General features: G+C 49.6%; 14 protein-coding genes. 7 read left to right on the top strand and 7 right to left on the bottom strand.

Translation table 11 applies throughout. The features are described 5' to 3' along the window. Positions 1-263: 263 nt before the first annotated feature. Positions 264-1382, bottom strand: coding sequence for an ROK family transcriptional regulator (locus FC99_RS06370; protein ID WP_048733389.1), 1119 nt, complete (start codon positions 1380-1382; stop codon positions 264-266). Positions 1383-1780: 398 nt separating this feature from the next. Here FC99_RS06370 and FC99_RS06365 point away from each other — a divergent pair, with 398 nt between their 5' ends. The 3 genes from FC99_RS06365 to FC99_RS06355 all read left to right on the top strand — a co-directional run bounded on the left by FC99_RS06365 (position 1781) and on the right by FC99_RS06355 (position 6083). Then, positions 1781-3217, top strand: a complete 1437-nt coding sequence (locus tag FC99_RS06365; protein ID WP_048733388.1) for a glycoside-pentoside-hexuronide (GPH):cation symporter — start codon at positions 1781-1783, stop codon at positions 3215-3217. A 128-nt stretch (positions 3218-3345) separates the two neighbouring features. Continuing rightward, positions 3346-4122, top strand: coding sequence for an SDR family oxidoreductase (locus tag FC99_RS06360; RefSeq protein ID WP_048733387.1), 777 nt, complete (start codon positions 3346-3348; stop codon positions 4120-4122). A gap of 419 nt (positions 4123-4541) precedes the next feature. Then, on the top strand, positions 4542-6083 hold the full coding sequence (locus FC99_RS06355; RefSeq protein WP_048733385.1) for an FGGY-family carbohydrate kinase: 1542 nt from the start codon (positions 4542-4544) through the stop codon (positions 6081-6083). 140 nt (positions 6084-6223) lie between these two features. Here FC99_RS06355 and FC99_RS06350 read toward each other — a convergent pair whose 3' ends face one another. From FC99_RS06350 to FC99_RS06325, 6 genes are all read right to left on the bottom strand, one after another. Then, positions 6224-6571: a type II toxin-antitoxin system PemK/MazF family toxin gene (locus FC99_RS06350; RefSeq protein WP_235805874.1), complete on the bottom strand. Its 348-nt coding sequence runs from the start codon at positions 6569-6571 to the stop codon at positions 6224-6226. Beyond that, a complete protein-coding gene (gene mazE / locus FC99_RS06345; protein ID WP_048733380.1) occupies positions 6552-6779 on the bottom strand; it encodes a type II toxin-antitoxin system PemI/MazE family antitoxin in 228 nt (75 codons plus the stop codon). The genes FC99_RS06350 and mazE overlap by 20 nt, the downstream gene beginning before the upstream one ends. 78 nt (positions 6780-6857) lie before the next feature. Continuing rightward, positions 6858-8492, bottom strand: a complete 1635-nt coding sequence (locus tag FC99_RS06340) for an ATP-binding cassette domain-containing protein (RefSeq protein WP_048733377.1) — start codon at positions 8490-8492, stop codon at positions 6858-6860. Positions 8493-8792: 300 nt separating this feature from the next. Continuing rightward, on the bottom strand, positions 8793-9566 hold the full coding sequence (locus tag FC99_RS06335; protein WP_048733374.1) for an ABC transporter ATP-binding protein: 774 nt from the start codon (positions 9564-9566) through the stop codon (positions 8793-8795). Further along, positions 9563-10576, bottom strand: a complete 1014-nt coding sequence (locus tag FC99_RS06330; RefSeq protein ID WP_048733372.1) for a FecCD family ABC transporter permease — start codon at positions 10574-10576, stop codon at positions 9563-9565. Before FC99_RS06330 ends, FC99_RS06335 begins: the two co-directional genes overlap by 4 nt. Positions 10577-10588: 12 nt before the next feature. After that, positions 10589-11041: a flavodoxin gene (locus FC99_RS06325; protein WP_048733370.1), complete on the bottom strand. Its 453-nt coding sequence runs from the start codon at positions 11039-11041 to the stop codon at positions 10589-10591. An 871-nt stretch (positions 11042-11912) separates the two neighbouring features. Here FC99_RS06325 and FC99_RS06320 point away from each other — a divergent pair. Genes FC99_RS06320 through FC99_RS06305 form a run of 4 tightly spaced genes read left to right on the top strand, consistent with a single transcriptional unit; the run spans position 11913 to position 14808 of the window. Beyond that, positions 11913-12314, top strand: coding sequence for a molybdenum cofactor biosynthesis protein MoaE (locus FC99_RS06320; RefSeq protein WP_048733366.1), 402 nt, complete (start codon positions 11913-11915; stop codon positions 12312-12314). A 3-nt stretch (positions 12315-12317) separates the two neighbouring features. Then, positions 12318-12563, top strand: coding sequence for a MoaD/ThiS family protein (locus tag FC99_RS06315; protein ID WP_048733364.1), 246 nt, complete (start codon positions 12318-12320; stop codon positions 12561-12563). Positions 12564-12614: 51 nt separating this feature from the next. Next, entirely contained in the window at positions 12615-13613 is a 999-nt protein-coding gene (gene moaA, locus FC99_RS06310; RefSeq protein WP_048733362.1) for a GTP 3',8-cyclase MoaA, read from the top strand. Positions 13614-13617: 4 nt separating this feature from the next. Beyond that, positions 13618-14808 carry a nitrate/nitrite transporter gene (locus tag FC99_RS06305; protein ID WP_048733360.1) on the top strand — a complete coding sequence of 397 codons (1191 nt, stop codon included), beginning with the start codon at positions 13618-13620 and terminating at the stop codon, positions 14806-14808. Positions 14809-15044: the final 236 nt, after the last annotated feature.

Below are 15044 nucleotides of genomic sequence, written 5' to 3'. Positions count from 1 at the left end.
AAAGACAATACTAATTTATATTATTTCGTATGACAACTTGACAGGGACTAGCACAGCACTAAACTTAGACTTTCGTCATACAAAAAATCCCTCCGTCATTATCGGATGAATTGTGTTATTTCATCTGGCAACCACCAAGGGATTATAGTATTTTTTCAGATTTGAAGCCCTATTTCCGAGCACATAAGCGAGCGGTTAGGAAGCCTATTTTTTCAGTAGTCCCGGCACGTGTCTCAGAGATTTTTTCGACTCTAAATGCAGACCTAAAGATTTGCTAATTGTGCACGAATGGCTGGAATAGCGGCACCAATTGCAACGGCGTGGTCGCTAACGGTTCCCAAGTGGAGATAACTTTCGGTCTCGGGGAAGACGGACAGCTTTTTTAAGCGCGCCTTCAAGGCAGCCAAGTCCTTCTCGGTTAAGTGCTTGGTGATGGCTCCCGCGATAACTAGCGGAATATCGACGAACATGTGGAGATTGTAAATAGATTCCGCGAGGTAGTCGAGGTAACGTTCAAAGCGCTTGCTGACAGCCGGGTCATGGTGCCGGAGATCACTGAAGAAGTTAGAGGCGGCTTCGTTTGGCTGCAATAAGGAGCTCAGTGAGCAGTAGGTTTCAATGCAACCGCGACGGCCACAGTAACAGACGGGACCATCAATGGAGTTCAGCGTGATGTGTTCCATGGTGCCGTTACGCCCGCTGGGACTATTGAGCATCTGACCGTTAATGATGATGGCGGTCCCGATGTGTTCGCCAATCGACAGGAAGATACCATCGGTTGGCTGGTGGGCGTATTCTGCCCGGGCCACGCAATCCGCGTCGTGATAAAAGGTGACGGGGAAGGGCAGATATTGGCCAAAGTTAGCCGCCTGCATACCGGTACAGTTGAGAATCTTACCATAGAGAATGGTGGTCCCATCGTTAGAAATGAGTCCCTGAATACCAATACCGACGCCAGAGATCTGATTGAGGCTGAAGCCACGGTCCTTAATGGCGGCGAGAATCTGTTGGCTCAAGGCTTCGGCATATTGATCATCATTGGCGAAGGGCAGTGAGATGGTGTGGAGCGTGAGAACTTCCATCCGGAGGTTTAAGACGGTCATCGTGGCATAACTCGCAAAGATTTCGACACCAATGCTTAAACTAACGTTGGGATCAATTGCGTAGGCGGTCGCCCGACGACCAATCAAGGATTTGAGCTGACCGTTTTTTACGATCAGTTGTTGCTTAGTTAATTTTTGGAGATTGGCGCTAACGGTGGGAAGACTGAGGTTCAATTGGTCTGCAATATCCTGCTTGGATAGTTTCTCGTTAGTGTACAGCAGATGATAAATATCGGAGTAATTTGAATGTTGGATGGATTGCATGTTGCTTGTACTCATGGTTAGCTCCTTTCAGTGGTCTAATTACACTTAGTTTATCACAGTTCATGCAAATAGAAAGTCAATTTGTAAAATAATGTAACCGCTATCAATGAGAGCAAATCTTTAACTGGTCTAGTTAACTGAGGGGATATAGGCATGGGTTATGGCGGCCTGAATAGGACGGAACGACGAGACATGCTCAATTCCTAGATAAGATTAGGGAAGAGTCTTATTTTGGGTGACTGAATACAGTGGATGAACGCGGTGATATCAAGGATTTAGTGCACACTAGCCGCCTGTGAAATAGATAATTAAATACCAAATGGATTGTCAATGTAACCGATTGCAGATATAATGGCAACTGAATTGATTTTATAAAATGTATTTATAAAACATTTTTCTATTTTACAAGAGGGGTGTTTCAGTTGAAAAAGTATATATCCTACGCATTAGGGACGTTTGGCCACGATGCGTTCTACAATACGCTCAGTATTTATTTCATGATGTTTCTGACGAGCCAACTCTTCACGAATTCTGGTGACGAAAAAATGGTGGGAATCGTGACCACCATGGTCGTGGTGATCCGGGTCGGTGAAATCATGTTCGATCCGATGATCGGCGGCATCGTGGACAACACGACTACCCGCTGGGGAAAGTTTCGACCGTGGATCATGATTGGGTCGGTAGTGGCTGCGATTGGTCTGATTTTTCTGTTTTCCGACTACTTTGGGTTAGCGTGGAATAGTCCAATCTTTTACCTAATTTTGGTAGCGATTACATTCTTGACGATTGATGTCTTCTACTCATTTAGCGACATTGCCTTGTGGTCGATGCTACCAGCCGTGAGTTTGGACAACAAGACACGGACTAAATTTGGGACCGCGTCGCGAATTGGGTCGACGCTAGGTGCACAGATCGTCATCGTCATTATTACGCCAGCCATCCTACTATTCTCGCACTGGATCTCCAAGGTGCCTTTTGGCCAGCAAACACGTGCCGGCTGGACTGGCTACGTGGTGATCGTGGCGCTTCTGTGTGTAGGCGGGGCATTGATTACGTGTTTGAACATTAAGGAAGAACACAATCTGATTCGGGCCAACGTCAAACACACCACGGTATCTGACATTTTTCGGGCAATTGTTCGTAACAAACAACTGTTGTGGATTGCGGCGTCGTATTTCCTATTTGCCTTTAGTTACGTGGTGACCAATTCCCTGTTAATGTATTACTTTACGTACCGGTTAGGCGATGCCGCGGCCTACACTTGGGTCGGCGTGATTACGTGTATCCTAGGCGTCATCTCCGTTTCCCTGTTCCCGGCGCTGGAGGCATTGATTCAGCGCAAGGCTATCTACGTTGGGGGAATTGCGTTTATGCTCATCGGCTACGTGATCTTTCTATTTGCCGGGCAGAATCTGGCGCTCGTCTTAGTCGCGGTCGCCTTCTACTTCTTCCCCTACCCGCTGATCTTTTTGGCGACGTTGATGACGATTACCGACAGTGTCGAATACGGCCAGCTGATCAATGGGGTCCGAAATGAGTCGGTAACGCTGTCTGTTCGGCCACTGATTGATAAGCTGGCGGGGGCGGCCTCCAACGGAATCGTGGGGATCGTTGCGGTGGTTGCTGGTATGACGGGTAATGCTAAGCCAGCGGATATCACGGCTGGCGGTGTGGCCCAGTTTAATATGTTTATGTTCTATATTCCCATTGTGTTACTGATTATTGCGGCGATTATCTTTTATACCAAGGTCACTTTGACTGAAGCGAAGCATGCTGAAATTGTAGCCGAATTGCGGACTCGCTTGAAGGCTAAGTCAACAACACCTACTGAAACGGCACCAACAGAATAGAAATTGCATTAAAAATGAAAACGGTATCAAAAAACTATTGACTTCTAGAACGTTTGGAATTATGCTTATTTACGAATTAAAGAAAGTCGTTTTATAAAATGACTTTAAAACAAATGGAGGGATTCATGATGGGTATTTTAGATCGGATGCGTCTTGATGGAAAGAAAGCTTACGTTACTGGTGGTGCACAGGGATTAGGTAAGGCAATGGCAACGGGTTTGGCAGAAGCTGGTGCCGATGTCGCTATCGTTGATATCAACATTGACAAGGCTAAGGCCACGGCTGCTGAGATTGCCAAGGCTACTGGTCAAAAGGCAATTGCCATTAAGACGGACGTTACTGATCCAGAACAGGTACAAAACATGGTTGATACGGTCGTTAAAGAATTAGGTGGTTTGGATGCAGCCTTCAACAACGCCGGTGTTTGCATGAACATTCCAGCCGAAGAAATGACCTTTGAGCAATGGCAAAAGGTAGTCAACTTGAACTTGAATGCCGTCTTCCTGTGCTCGACTGCTGCTGGCCGTTACATGTTAAAGCAAGGTTCCGGTTCAATCGTGAACACGGCGTCAATGTCAGCCCACATCGTTAACCGGCCACAACCACAATGTTCTTACAACGCAACGAAGGCTGGTGTTATTCAATTGTCCAAGTCATTAGCCATTGAATGGGCTAAGAAGGGTGTCCGGGTCAACACCATGAGTCCTGGTTACATGGGGACTGACTTGACCTTGAACTCACCTGACTTGAAGCCATTGATCAAGACTTGGAATGACTGGGCACCACTTGGCCGTTTAGGTAAGCCAGAAGAATTACAAGGCATGGCCGTTTACTTGGCCGGCGATACCAGCAGCTTCTCAACTGGGTCAGATTACTTGGTTGACGGGGCCTTCACGGCATGGTAAACCGTTAGTTATCAACGATTGATCGTCATGTAGTCATCGTTTGGAGCAAGTGCTCAGTGAATATCTGTTAAGTGTTACTAGGTTGGCAACCACCAACCTTAAGCCCGTGGCACGCTGCATTGGGTATTTACGGGTACGCGGAACTTAACCGCCGACTCCTAGCGATGAGCAGTAACGCAATGATTGACAATGTAAGCGGTTGATTTCTGGGAGAACAACTGTGATCGTTGCTTAATTTACCGCAGTTGCGTTGCGATTCATGATGAGCGGTGATGAAATCTGGGTTCGTCACTAACTGGTGAGAGTTGTAGCTCACTGGTTTAAATTAAATCTAATATCGTTTTGATAGGACCATTTGAAAGCGGTTCATTAAAACGACTGTCAATCTTAACTTTTTAGGAGAAGAGAGGAACGCCGACATGAAGTACTTAATTGGAACTGACATTGGAACATCGGGAACAAAGAGTATCCTGATGGACACCAATGGTCACTTGGTTGCACAGGATTTGGAAGAATATGACGTGTTAACTCCCCGACCACTTTGGGCGGAACAATGGCCAGATGTCTGGGTAAAGGGAGTTAAGGACTCCATTCGCGCCGTAGTTAAAGAAAGTGGAGTTGCTGCCGCAGACATTAAGGGCATTGGCCTTAGTGGTCTGTATGGGGGTTCTGGAATTCCCGTCGATAAAGATATGAATCCGGTACGGCCCGACTTGATCTGGATGGACCGTCGTGCCGCTAAGGAAACGGAGTGGGTCAAGAAACATGTCGATCTAGACCGCTTGTCTGAAATTACGGGTAACGATGTGGTCGATCCGTACTACGGGTACACGAAGGTTCTGTGGATCAAGAATCACGAACCGGAAAATTGGAAAAAGACGGCGTTATTCTTACCACCAAACAACTATGCAATCTACAAGTTGACCGGTGCCGTTTCAATTGACTACTCAGCTGCTGGTAACATCGGTGGTTTCTATGATATCAACAAGGGAACTTGGTCCAAAGAAATGATGGACGCAATGGGCGTACCAATGGATAAGATGCCCCAGAAGTTTGTGGATGCCACGGAAATCGCTGGCCGGTTGACGGCAGAAGCCGCTGAAGACCTAGGCTTGGACGAGGGGACTCCCGTTATTGCTGGTGGTGTCGACGTTGGTGCCGCTAATATCGGGATGGGTGTGCTGGAACCTGGTCGTTACGTTGCTGCCATTGGTTCATCCATGAACGCAGCCTTAGTTAGTGAAAAGCCGATTAAGGGTCGCGGTATGATCGTTTGGCCTTACCCATATAAGTCACGTGATCTCGTTTATAACTTTAGTGGTTCTGCGACTGCGGGGGCCATTACGAAATGGTTCCGGGATAACTTTGGGGATGCAGAAGTTGCCGTTCAAAACCAGGGCGGCAAGAACGCGTACGTGACCTTAGGCGAAGAGGCCAAGGATGTTCCAGCCGGTAGTCGGGGATTGGTCGTTCTCCCCTACTTTATGGGGGAACGAGCTCCGGTTTGGAACTCAGATGCCAAGGGAATGGTCTTTGGCCTGTCGTTAGTTCACACGAAGGCGGACTTATTCCATGCCTTTGAGGAAGCGGTGTGCTATGCATTGCGGCACAGTATCGAGAGTACTGGCCGCGACTTGGGTGATTACATTGTGATTGCCGGTGGCGTGACGCACTCGCAGGCTTGGGTACAAATGTTTGCAGACGTGACGGGTTACGCTGTACGGACACCAGTGGATGATGCCGAAGCCAACTTGGGTGACGTGATGTTAGCCGGTCTGGCAACGGACACACTGACTACGGATGAAGTACAGAAGTGGCAAGTCCTCGGGGACAAGGTAGAACCACGGGCGGCGCAACACGCTACCTACGATCAGTACTACCAACTCTATCGTAACCTCTACAAGGACTTAGGTGACGACATGCATGATTTGTCACTGATTTCTGGAATTGAAGAATCCTAATATGATTGAAAGAGTAGCTGCTACGGTGGCTACTTTTTGTTTCGATAAAGGCGTGTGTTATTGGCGTTGGCAGTATAAAATGAAATGAAAAAGATTCCCCCGGTATGCTTGGTAGAAAATGGCATATCAGGGGAATCCTTTTAGTTTAAGACGAATAACACTCGCTTACGAACTTGAAGAAAAGTATCGCTGTCGAGGGTTGCAATGTATTTAACGTGTCTTTTATTGAAATCAAGAGTCTGAAATTGCAGAGGATTAATGAACCCATCGATTTCAGGTAAATCAGGTGGAATTGGAATCATGAAGCCGGCACGTTGTAAACGATTGTTGGCTGCGTGAGTGATTGGAGAAACAACGACAAGATTGGTTAATTGACTGTACCCACTGTGGCTTAAGACCAAGACGGGGCGGCGTTTATTGATTTCAAAGTCTAGCCAAACAATATCCTGTGATTCAGGGATATACCGGTTAGTCTTGAGGGATTTCATTGCCAACTAAATGTCCTCCAAACTCTTCTTTTTGTGTCAGGTCATGAGTCGCAATGAATTCTGGGTTGAGAAATGGATTTCTTTCTTTAGGTGTGTAAACAATTTGACCATCGCGGCCCTGATAAACATCGTATTCATCTGCCACTTTAATCTCAGCAGGAACGGTCAGAACTGTAGAATTACCAACTTTTCGGGCTTTAACCGCCATCAGAATCACCTCTCTTTACCATGTATATATCAGTATATACGTTAGTCAAATAAGAGCAAGCATTCTGCCTGTAAAATTCTATTTGGCAATTGACGAGATCACATAAGGAACGACGTGCTGGTCCTTTACGCACAACACGCGGTCCGCTTGGCGTAGTAGGTCAGTGTCGTAGTTATGTGTAATGTAAATGAAGCCGACATCCAGGCTAAAGAGTTTCTGTTCCAACGTACTAGCGGTCGCCTTATCCAGTCCACTAGAAAGTTCATCGAAGATCATGAATGGTTTTGCGGCCAACAGATTTCGAGCGAGACCAATGCGTTGGCGCTCACCACCCGAAAGTCGCCTGCCAGTGGTGGATACGCTAGCCTTTAGGAACGCCGGGGTCACGGTCATGCCGGCTGATTTCAGTGCGGTCAGCAACTGTTGAGTAGTGTATCCCGGTCTAAATAGCGTGAGATTATCCGCAACGGTACCGTCAAAAATGAAGGTCGACTGTTCCTGAAAACCAATGAGGCTGGGGACATCCCCCACAGCCAGTGTTGAAAGCGGCTGACCATTAATAGTAATAGCTCCGGCCGTTAGTTGGTGTTCACCAAATAGCGTGTTGACCAGGGTCGACTTACCCGCGCCACTTTCACCAATGACGATAATTTTCTCCCGCCGGTCAATGCTGAGCGTCACGTTCTCCAGTAGTGGTTGCTGCTGGTCCGCGATAGTTGCGTGATCGTAGGTAATGAAGTTACTGGTTGCCTTGGCTAATGAGCCAGGTTGGTGTGGTTTAAGCGGAGTCTTTGTTGAAAGCAAGGGGGCAAATTCCAGATAGGCCCGCCTGCCACCAAAGTAGTCGGTAAACACGTCGCTGGCCAGCTCTAAAGGAAACGAGATGGCACTCGAAAGCTGGGTGAACCCAATAAATGCCGCGAAAGAAAGCCCGTAGCGTAGGACAAAGAGCCCACCAATCAACCAAGTTCCCAAGTAGACAAGGTCACTGAAAAATTGTGACCAGCCACTGATAATCTTACGGATCAAGACGTCCTGGTTCTGAGCCGCAGTTAACGCCGCAGTTTGGCCAGTATGCCGTTGTTGAAAGATTTGTTCTCGGCCGAAATTTCTAATGATCGTCAAACCGGATAGCCAGTTGGTGACGGTAGCAGTGTAGGATTCTAACTGCTGTAAGACTGGTGTTTTGGCCCGTTTTAAGCGATTTTGAGATAGAAAGGGTAACAAAACGGCTGGGACTTCGAGGACTAAGACCATCAATGTCAAAGGAACGTTGATGGCGAGTGCAAAGCCCAAAGCGAGCAGAAGCTGACAACACAGGGACAGTCCCATAATGAAACTGCCAATGTAGTTCTGTTCGATGATATCGGCCTTGGTAGTCAGGTAGGAGACTTTGGCACCAACGGTCTCATCCTTTGAGTCGATGTTGGTTAGAAAGTGGCCGAAGACTTGCTGGCGTAGATGCTGCATGGCGCCATTGATGACGCGGCCTTTAAAGTAACCGCCAATGACGTTGATTAAGGCAGTGAGGCTGGCAAAGGCCAGACAGAAAACGACGGGATAGCCGAATGCAAGCTGAACTTTACCGGTGATCACCTGGGTCAAAAATTCGATGACTTTGGCGTATGAAATAGTAATGAGCGCATGGAAAAAGGTAATAATCAAGAAGATATTAAATAGCCGCTTCTGGGGCCGTATAACGAGATTCCACATCAGATAGCTCTCCTTTGAGAGAAAACAACTTAGTTACGTTGCACAATATCTTGCCCCATAGTGGAATCAAAGAAAGCGGTGGGCCGCCGGCAATGGCCGGTGAGTCCGGAGTAGGTGAGTCATGGGCATCACTTCCTTCTAGAATATAGCCATCGTATAATAGAACGGTTAGAATTACAATTAAAATCTAATTGTTCTTGCCGGTAAGGTTCAGGCGTACGCTAAACGAAAAGATAGTCTCTGAATGATCCCGTTGATGGGGAGTTGTCCAGAGACTATCTTTTTAGGTGTAGTAGAAAGTTATACCAATTCACAAATCGTCCGGTGAAGTTCCGGCACGAAGAGTAGCTTCAGCCCTGTCTGGTAGGTTTCGCGTAGCCGTTCTTCCGTTAGCAAGCTGGTGTCACCGGCCACAAACTGACCGTGAGTGCCGAACAACCCAACCTGTTGATTCAAAATGAATGCATGATTCGGGTTGTGTGTGGTCAGGATTACGGCGAAGTTGTCGTGTGCCAGTTGAGTGACCAGTGTGAGCACCTGCTGCTGACGACCGAAATCCAGTGCCGACGTCGGTTCGTCCAGAATAATCAGCTGCGGTTCCTGGACCAGCGCGCGGGCAATCGTGACCAGTTGGAGTTGACCGCCACTCAGCGTGTTGATGGGGTGGGTTGCCAGCTCGGCCACCTTTAATTTGGTTAGTGTTTTCCGGGCCAAGTCATAGTCGGCAGCTCCCGGTGACTGGGCAAAATTCAGATACGGGGTCCGCCCCGTGACCACAAAGTCCAGCACGGATAGCCCGCTAGTGTTCGGTAACTGTTGTGGGACGTAGGCGACTAACTTTGCCCGGTCTCGCGGCGTCAGTTGTGCCAAGGGATGGCCATTTAGCCGTAATGCTCCGGCGGTCGGGGTTAATAGGCCTGTCAGGCAATTTAACAGCGTCGATTTACCGATGCCGTTCGGTCCCAGTAAGGTCAAAACCTGGCCGCGTTTAACGCTGAAACTCAGGTCCTGAAATAACGGCTTGCGGTGGGGGTAGTGATAGCTGAGGTGGCTGGCTTCAAGCAGTGCAGTCATAGCGTCACCTTCCTTGATAGCAGAATGTAGATGAAAATGGGTGTGCCGATAAAGCCGGTCAGAATGCTCAGCGGAATTTCTCCCGCCGAGAGGGTTCGTGCCAACGTGTCGACCACCAGTAAAAAGATGGCGCCAATCAATCCGGCCAGTGGCAGCGACCATTTAGCATTTTGACCAATGACCAGTCGTGCCATGTGGGGGACGATGAGGCCAATCCAGCCAATGGTGCCGCTCAGACAGACCGAGGCCGCCGTCAGGATCGTTGCGCTCAGAATGATCCAGCGCCGTTCACGGGCAACGTTGACCCCCTGTGTCTGGGCCACCTGGTCGCCTAACGACAGGACAGTTAGCCGCCAGCGCATCACGAATAGTAGGATGGCGCCAATCAGTAGCATGGGCAGTACCGCCAGAAAGCTATTGAGCGTGACCTTCGAGAGACTCCCCAGCTGCCAGTAAACGATGTCTTGGAGCTGTGAGTCGGGATCGGCCAGATATTTCATCAGGCCCAGGATGGCTTGCATCAGTCCGCTAATGACGATGCCGGCCAGTACCAGTGACAGCGTGGTCATTTGTCGCATGAAATGGGGAATCGACACGCTCAACGTGACGGCTAGCAGACCAAATAGGAGCGCCAGTACCTGCGTGCCCAGCGTGTGCCAACCCAGTAGGATGGCGAGCGCGGCCCCAACTGCGGCCCCATTGGAGACCCCTAGTAGGTCGGGGGAGACCAAGGGATTTTGAAAGATACTTTGGTAGGCGATCCCGGAGATGGCCAGTGCCGCACCAATTCCGGCCGCCGCGAGAACTCGTGGAAGGCGCAGACTGAAGATGATGTTAGTGATGACGGGATTGGCTGCGGGTTGGCCAGTCAGAGCTGAGGTGACTGCCGCCGTTAAATCATTTAAGGATAAGGGATAACGCCCTAGGCACAGTGCAACGCCCATCAAAAGAATCAGGGTGAGGAGCGCACCGAATAAGAGACGGTAGGGGCGCTTACGGGTTGCGGTCATCAGCAGACCTCCTTAGGCACGCTTGGCGATAGCGGTCATGAGGGACTGTGTGAAGGCAGCCAGCCGCGGTTCGTCATCGTCGTCGGGACGCAGGTCAACGAAAAGTGGCTGGGCACCCCGAGTTGCGCCAGCCTGGGCCAACTGCTGGTCAAATTCGGTGACGGCCTTACAGTAGTCGTCGCCGTACCAGCTATCGCCAGAACCGGCAACACCAAATACGACACCGGATAGGTCGGTGTCGAGGAGGTCTTCAAAGAAGTCGAGACCTTCTTCGGGCAGGTCACCTTCGCCATAAGTGTAGGGAACGATGACGGCAATATCGCCGTCCGTCAAGTCCTCGGCGTCGGCCTGTGACATCTCGGTCAGAGTCGTGGTCACCCCCTGTGCGTCGAGTTGACGCTGCACGATTTCGGCGACCTCCTCGTTATTCCCAGTTAATGAAGCAAAAACAATGTTTGCTTGCATGCTGAATCTTCCTTTCTTTATGCTTTTTTTGATTTTTAAATGGTATGTAGTCGTCTGCGGCTGCCAGAACTCCGCCTGCTATGGGGTCGCTCCAGCCTTTACTGAAACGGGGGTCCGTCTGCGGCTACCAGGTACGCCACCCGGTGGGGCACGACTGAAGCCTGAGGGGCGGTCTTCAGCCTCGACCTTGAGCCTCAAGGAACGAGGCTCAAAGTCGACCAGCGTTCTAAGGTCGAGCAGGGCACTCGGCCTAAGAACGCTATCACGGGGTTCTGTACCTGTCAGCCTCCGACTATTGCTCAGTTGAAGTTGGCTTAAACAGTTCAATGCACGATTGATTGAGAACGAATTTTCGAATCAGCTCTCATTAGTTAGTCGCAGATTTCCAGGTAGCCTACCTGTGGAATTGTAAGGACTAGTGTAAATTACCCGTACTTTAGTCCTGATTGCGTTCTACCATAGCAATCGCTAAAGGCTCTGTGCCTCCAAACTTTATAGCTTGGCAGATAGCGACGTTGCGTGGTTGACGGAGAACGCCGTGTAAGCCGAGAGGTCGTCAGATATGGGCTCAGGCGCGTCGTTCTGCTTAGTTGGTGGTGGTTTCCCGCCGACTTAGCAGAAAACCAAGCTTGGAGACTCGTGTTCTTCGAGGCTTCAAGTTGTGTTCGCACCGTTCCAGCCCATATCTGGCGACCGGTAAGGCGAAAATCAACGACTATCTTGTCGGAATGCCAACATCTGGCATATTTCTCTATAAAAAAAGTATATCATTTGCCCCATTTGAAGATTATTAGGGAATTGACTAATTCATTTTGGAATAGTCGTTTGACATAATTAGATTGTAAACAAAAAACCAAGCAGGTGGTCCGTTATGTACTATTTGAAAATCTCTCCCACACCGCTCGATGTGCACGCACTCTACGAAAAGCTGAAGGACCCGCAGTACGGCGGAATCGTGACCTTCGTTGGCACGGTGCGGCAGTGGACGGGCGATATCGAGACGCAAACTATCGACTATTCCGCGTACCCGGAGATGGCCGAGAAGCAACTGAATAAGTTAGCAGCGCCAATCGAGGCTAAGGGTGCCCGGGTCGTCATTGCCCATCGGGTGGGTCATTTGGATCTGACCGACGAGGCCGTCTTTGTGGGCGTGGCCGCAGCGCACCGAGCGGAAGCCTTTGAGTGGTGTCAGTACTTGATCGACACGCTCAAGACTGAGGTGCCCATTTGGAAGAGAGAAACGGATACGGATGCCGTTCGTTGGGGGGATTGAAGTATGCAAGTGACGATAAAATTATTCGCGATGTTAGGGGAACAGCTAGGCGCCACGGTCAAATTAGACCTGCCAGCAGCACCAACCGCGGCGGATATCAAACCCGCGTTACAGACCGCCTACCCAGCTGTTCGTCAGCTATTGGCGACGGCGCGATTGGCGGTCAACCAGGAATTCGTCGAGGATGACGCCCAGCCCATTAGTGCTACCGACGAAATTGCCCTCATTCCACCCGTCAGTGGCGGCTAAACTGGCAATATGCCAAAAGTAAATAATCAATAATTAGAGGAGGAAGATCCCATGGATAAACTTTATGACCAGTACGATCGGCTTCACGACTACGTGCGGTTGTCGATTACCGACCGCTGTAATTTGCGGTGTGTCTACTGTATGCCTAAGGAAGGGCTGCCATTCTTCCCGACAGACAAGGTGCTGTCGCAGGATGAAATCGTTCAGCTGATTGAAAACTTTGCGGCGATGGGCGTTTCTAAGGTCCGAATCACCGGGGGCGAACCCCTACTGCGCACGGACGTGGTTGAAATCGTTCGGCGCATCAAAGCCGTCGAAGGCATCAATGATGTGTCGATCACGACCAATGGGTTATTTCTCACCAAGCTGGCCGCACCGTTGAAGGAAGCGGGATTGGATCGGCTCAATATCAGTCTGGATACCTTTAAACCCGACCGGTATAAGGCAATTACTCGTGGTGGGAATATTCAACAAGTCTTAGATGGTATCGCCACCGCCAGCAAGCTCCATTTTAAAAAAATTAAGTTAAACATTGTACTAATTAAGGGGCAAAATGATGATGAAGTCTTGGACTTTTTACACTATACTAAAGACCATGACGTTAATGTCCGCTTCATCGAGTTCATGCCGATCGGCAACTCCCTAAAGACCTGGCAGAAGGAATATGTCGGGTTAAAGAACGTTTTTGATACTTGCGATGACAACGGTTTGTCCTACTATCCAATCGAACTCCGGGGCAACGGACCATCGGATAATTATCAAATCGAAGGCTATGAAGGTAGCTTCGGCCTGATCCACCCAATCAGTTCCAAATTCTGTGAGAATTGTAACCGGTTACGGATCACGGCAGATGGTTACGTGAAAGCCTGCTTATACTGGAATGAGGAAATCGATATTCGTAAGGCAATTCCTGATCCAGTAGCCTTTCGCAAGCTGATCCAACGTGCACTGGACAATAAGCCACTGAACCATGAGATGGCGATGTCCGCAACCGACCGCATCATTGATAAGGCCCCAACGTGGCGTCATATGAGTCAAATTGGAGGATAGTCTTATGACAAGTGAAGAAGCACAAACTAGCAATCGATTCCAAGCTTACTTGGCCTTGACCTTAACGACCGTGGCCATGATTGTTTGTTTTATGTCCTGGTCCAACTTTGCCCCGTTAGCCGGCGACTTTGCTAAGATGTTCGGCTTAAGCGTGTCGCAGCGGACGCTATTGTTGGCAACGCCCGTTCTTTTGGGGTCGGTGATGCGGATCCCCGTGGGAATTTTGAGTGATAAATATGGTGGGAAAAAGGTTTATCTTATCTTGATGATTTTCATCTTGATTCCGCTATTTATGATCACCAAAGTCCATACATTTGGCATGTTACTGGTTGCCGCGTTACTCGTCGGGATGGCCGGAACGTCATTTGCCGTCGGGGTGTCATACGCTTCCGTCTGGTTCCCACCAGAAAAGCAAGGCCTGGCGCTGGGAATCGTCAGCATGGGGAACATGGGAAATGCCGTGGCGGCGTTGACATTGCCCTCCATTTCAACCTCATACGGGTTCACTCGCGTCTACTACTTTTTGATGATCTTGACGGTGATTCTGGCCGTTCTATTTGCCGTTTTCTGTCGGGAAATGCCCGTCAATAAGAACAAGACGATGATGGGCGCACTAGCCGTTGCGAAGGACAGTAGCACCTGGTATCTCTCGCTGTTTTACTTCTTAACGTTCGGCTTGTTCGTTTCCTTTACGAACTTAACGCCGCTGTTTCTGGAAGGCGTCTTCAACGTTCCCCAAGTGACGGCGGGACTATACGCCGCGTTGTTCGCTGGCCTTTGTACAGTTATTCGGCCGATTGGTGGTGCGGCAGCCGACAAACACCGGCCAATGCAGATGCTCCAGTGGGTCTTCATCGGCATCACCGTCTTTGCCATGATCATTTCGCTGACGTTCAGTAATCAATCCCTGTTCATCTTCGGTATCGTTGGTGCGGGCCTGATCGCCGGCTTTGGTAACGGGGTCATCTTCAAAATGGTGCCGTACGTGTCCAAAGGAAATACCGGTGCCGTTACCGGATTCGTTGGCGCCGTTGGTGGCCTGGGTGGGTTCTTCCCGCCACTGGTCGTGGGATGGATTCACACCGCAACTGGGAGCTATCAACTGGGAATTATCTTGCTGGCGCTGACCGGGTTGATCTGCTGGTACGTTCTCTGGCGCCGCTTCATCCATGGCGATTTCCACATCGTTAAATAGTGTTGGTCGTTGGTCTGCGTCTACGGCTGGCGGGTACTCCGCCCGGTGAGGCACGACCGAAGCCTGAGAAGCGGTCTTCGGTCTCGACTGTGAGCCTCTAAGTACGAGTCTCACAGTCGGCCAGTCGTCTAAGTCCGGGTGAAGCGCCCGGGCTAAGACGACAACCACGGGGCTACGTACCCGCCAGCCTCCGACTACGACGATGTTACTGAAAATGACTGTAATTCGAGTATGGC

It is taken from the genome of Levilactobacillus koreensis JCM 16448 (genome assembly GCF_001435525.1).
Classification (GTDB): domain Bacteria; phylum Bacillota; class Bacilli; order Lactobacillales; family Lactobacillaceae; genus Levilactobacillus; species Levilactobacillus koreensis.
The sequence above is the reverse complement of the archived record's forward strand: the minus strand, read 5'-3'. Positions and strand labels throughout refer to the sequence as shown.

What these genes read in the sequence shown, in the direction of transcription:
- FC99_RS06370 (WP_048733389.1), bottom strand. Translation starts at nt 1,382, where the DNA reads ATGAGTACAAGCAACATGCAATCCATCCAACATTCAAATTACTCCGAT.
- FC99_RS06360 (WP_048733387.1), top strand. Translation starts at nt 3,346, where the DNA reads ATGGGTATTTTAGATCGGATGCGTCTTGATGGAAAGAAAGCTTACGTT.
- FC99_RS06355 (WP_048733385.1), top strand. Translation starts at nt 4,542, where the DNA reads ATGAAGTACTTAATTGGAACTGACATTGGAACATCGGGAACAAAGAGT.
- FC99_RS06350 (WP_235805874.1), bottom strand. Translation starts at nt 6,571, where the DNA reads ATGAAATCCCTCAAGACTAACCGGTATATCCCTGAATCACAGGATATT.
- mazE (WP_048733380.1), bottom strand. Translation starts at nt 6,779, where the DNA reads ATGGCGGTTAAAGCCCGAAAAGTTGGTAATTCTACAGTTCTGACCGTT.
- FC99_RS06340 (WP_048733377.1), bottom strand. Translation starts at nt 8,492, where the DNA reads ATGTGGAATCTCGTTATACGGCCCCAGAAGCGGCTATTTAATATCTTC.
- FC99_RS06335 (WP_048733374.1), bottom strand. Translation starts at nt 9,566, where the DNA reads ATGACTGCACTGCTTGAAGCCAGCCACCTCAGCTATCACTACCCCCAC.
- FC99_RS06330 (WP_048733372.1), bottom strand. Translation starts at nt 10,576, where the DNA reads ATGACCGCAACCCGTAAGCGCCCCTACCGTCTCTTATTCGGTGCGCTC.
- FC99_RS06325 (WP_048733370.1), bottom strand. Translation starts at nt 11,041, where the DNA reads ATGCAAGCAAACATTGTTTTTGCTTCATTAACTGGGAATAACGAGGAG.
- FC99_RS06320 (WP_048733366.1), top strand. Translation starts at nt 11,913, where the DNA reads ATGTACTATTTGAAAATCTCTCCCACACCGCTCGATGTGCACGCACTC.
- FC99_RS06315 (WP_048733364.1), top strand. Translation starts at nt 12,318, where the DNA reads ATGCAAGTGACGATAAAATTATTCGCGATGTTAGGGGAACAGCTAGGC.
- moaA (WP_048733362.1), top strand. Translation starts at nt 12,615, where the DNA reads ATGGATAAACTTTATGACCAGTACGATCGGCTTCACGACTACGTGCGG.
- FC99_RS06305 (WP_048733360.1), top strand. Translation starts at nt 13,618, where the DNA reads ATGACAAGTGAAGAAGCACAAACTAGCAATCGATTCCAAGCTTACTTG.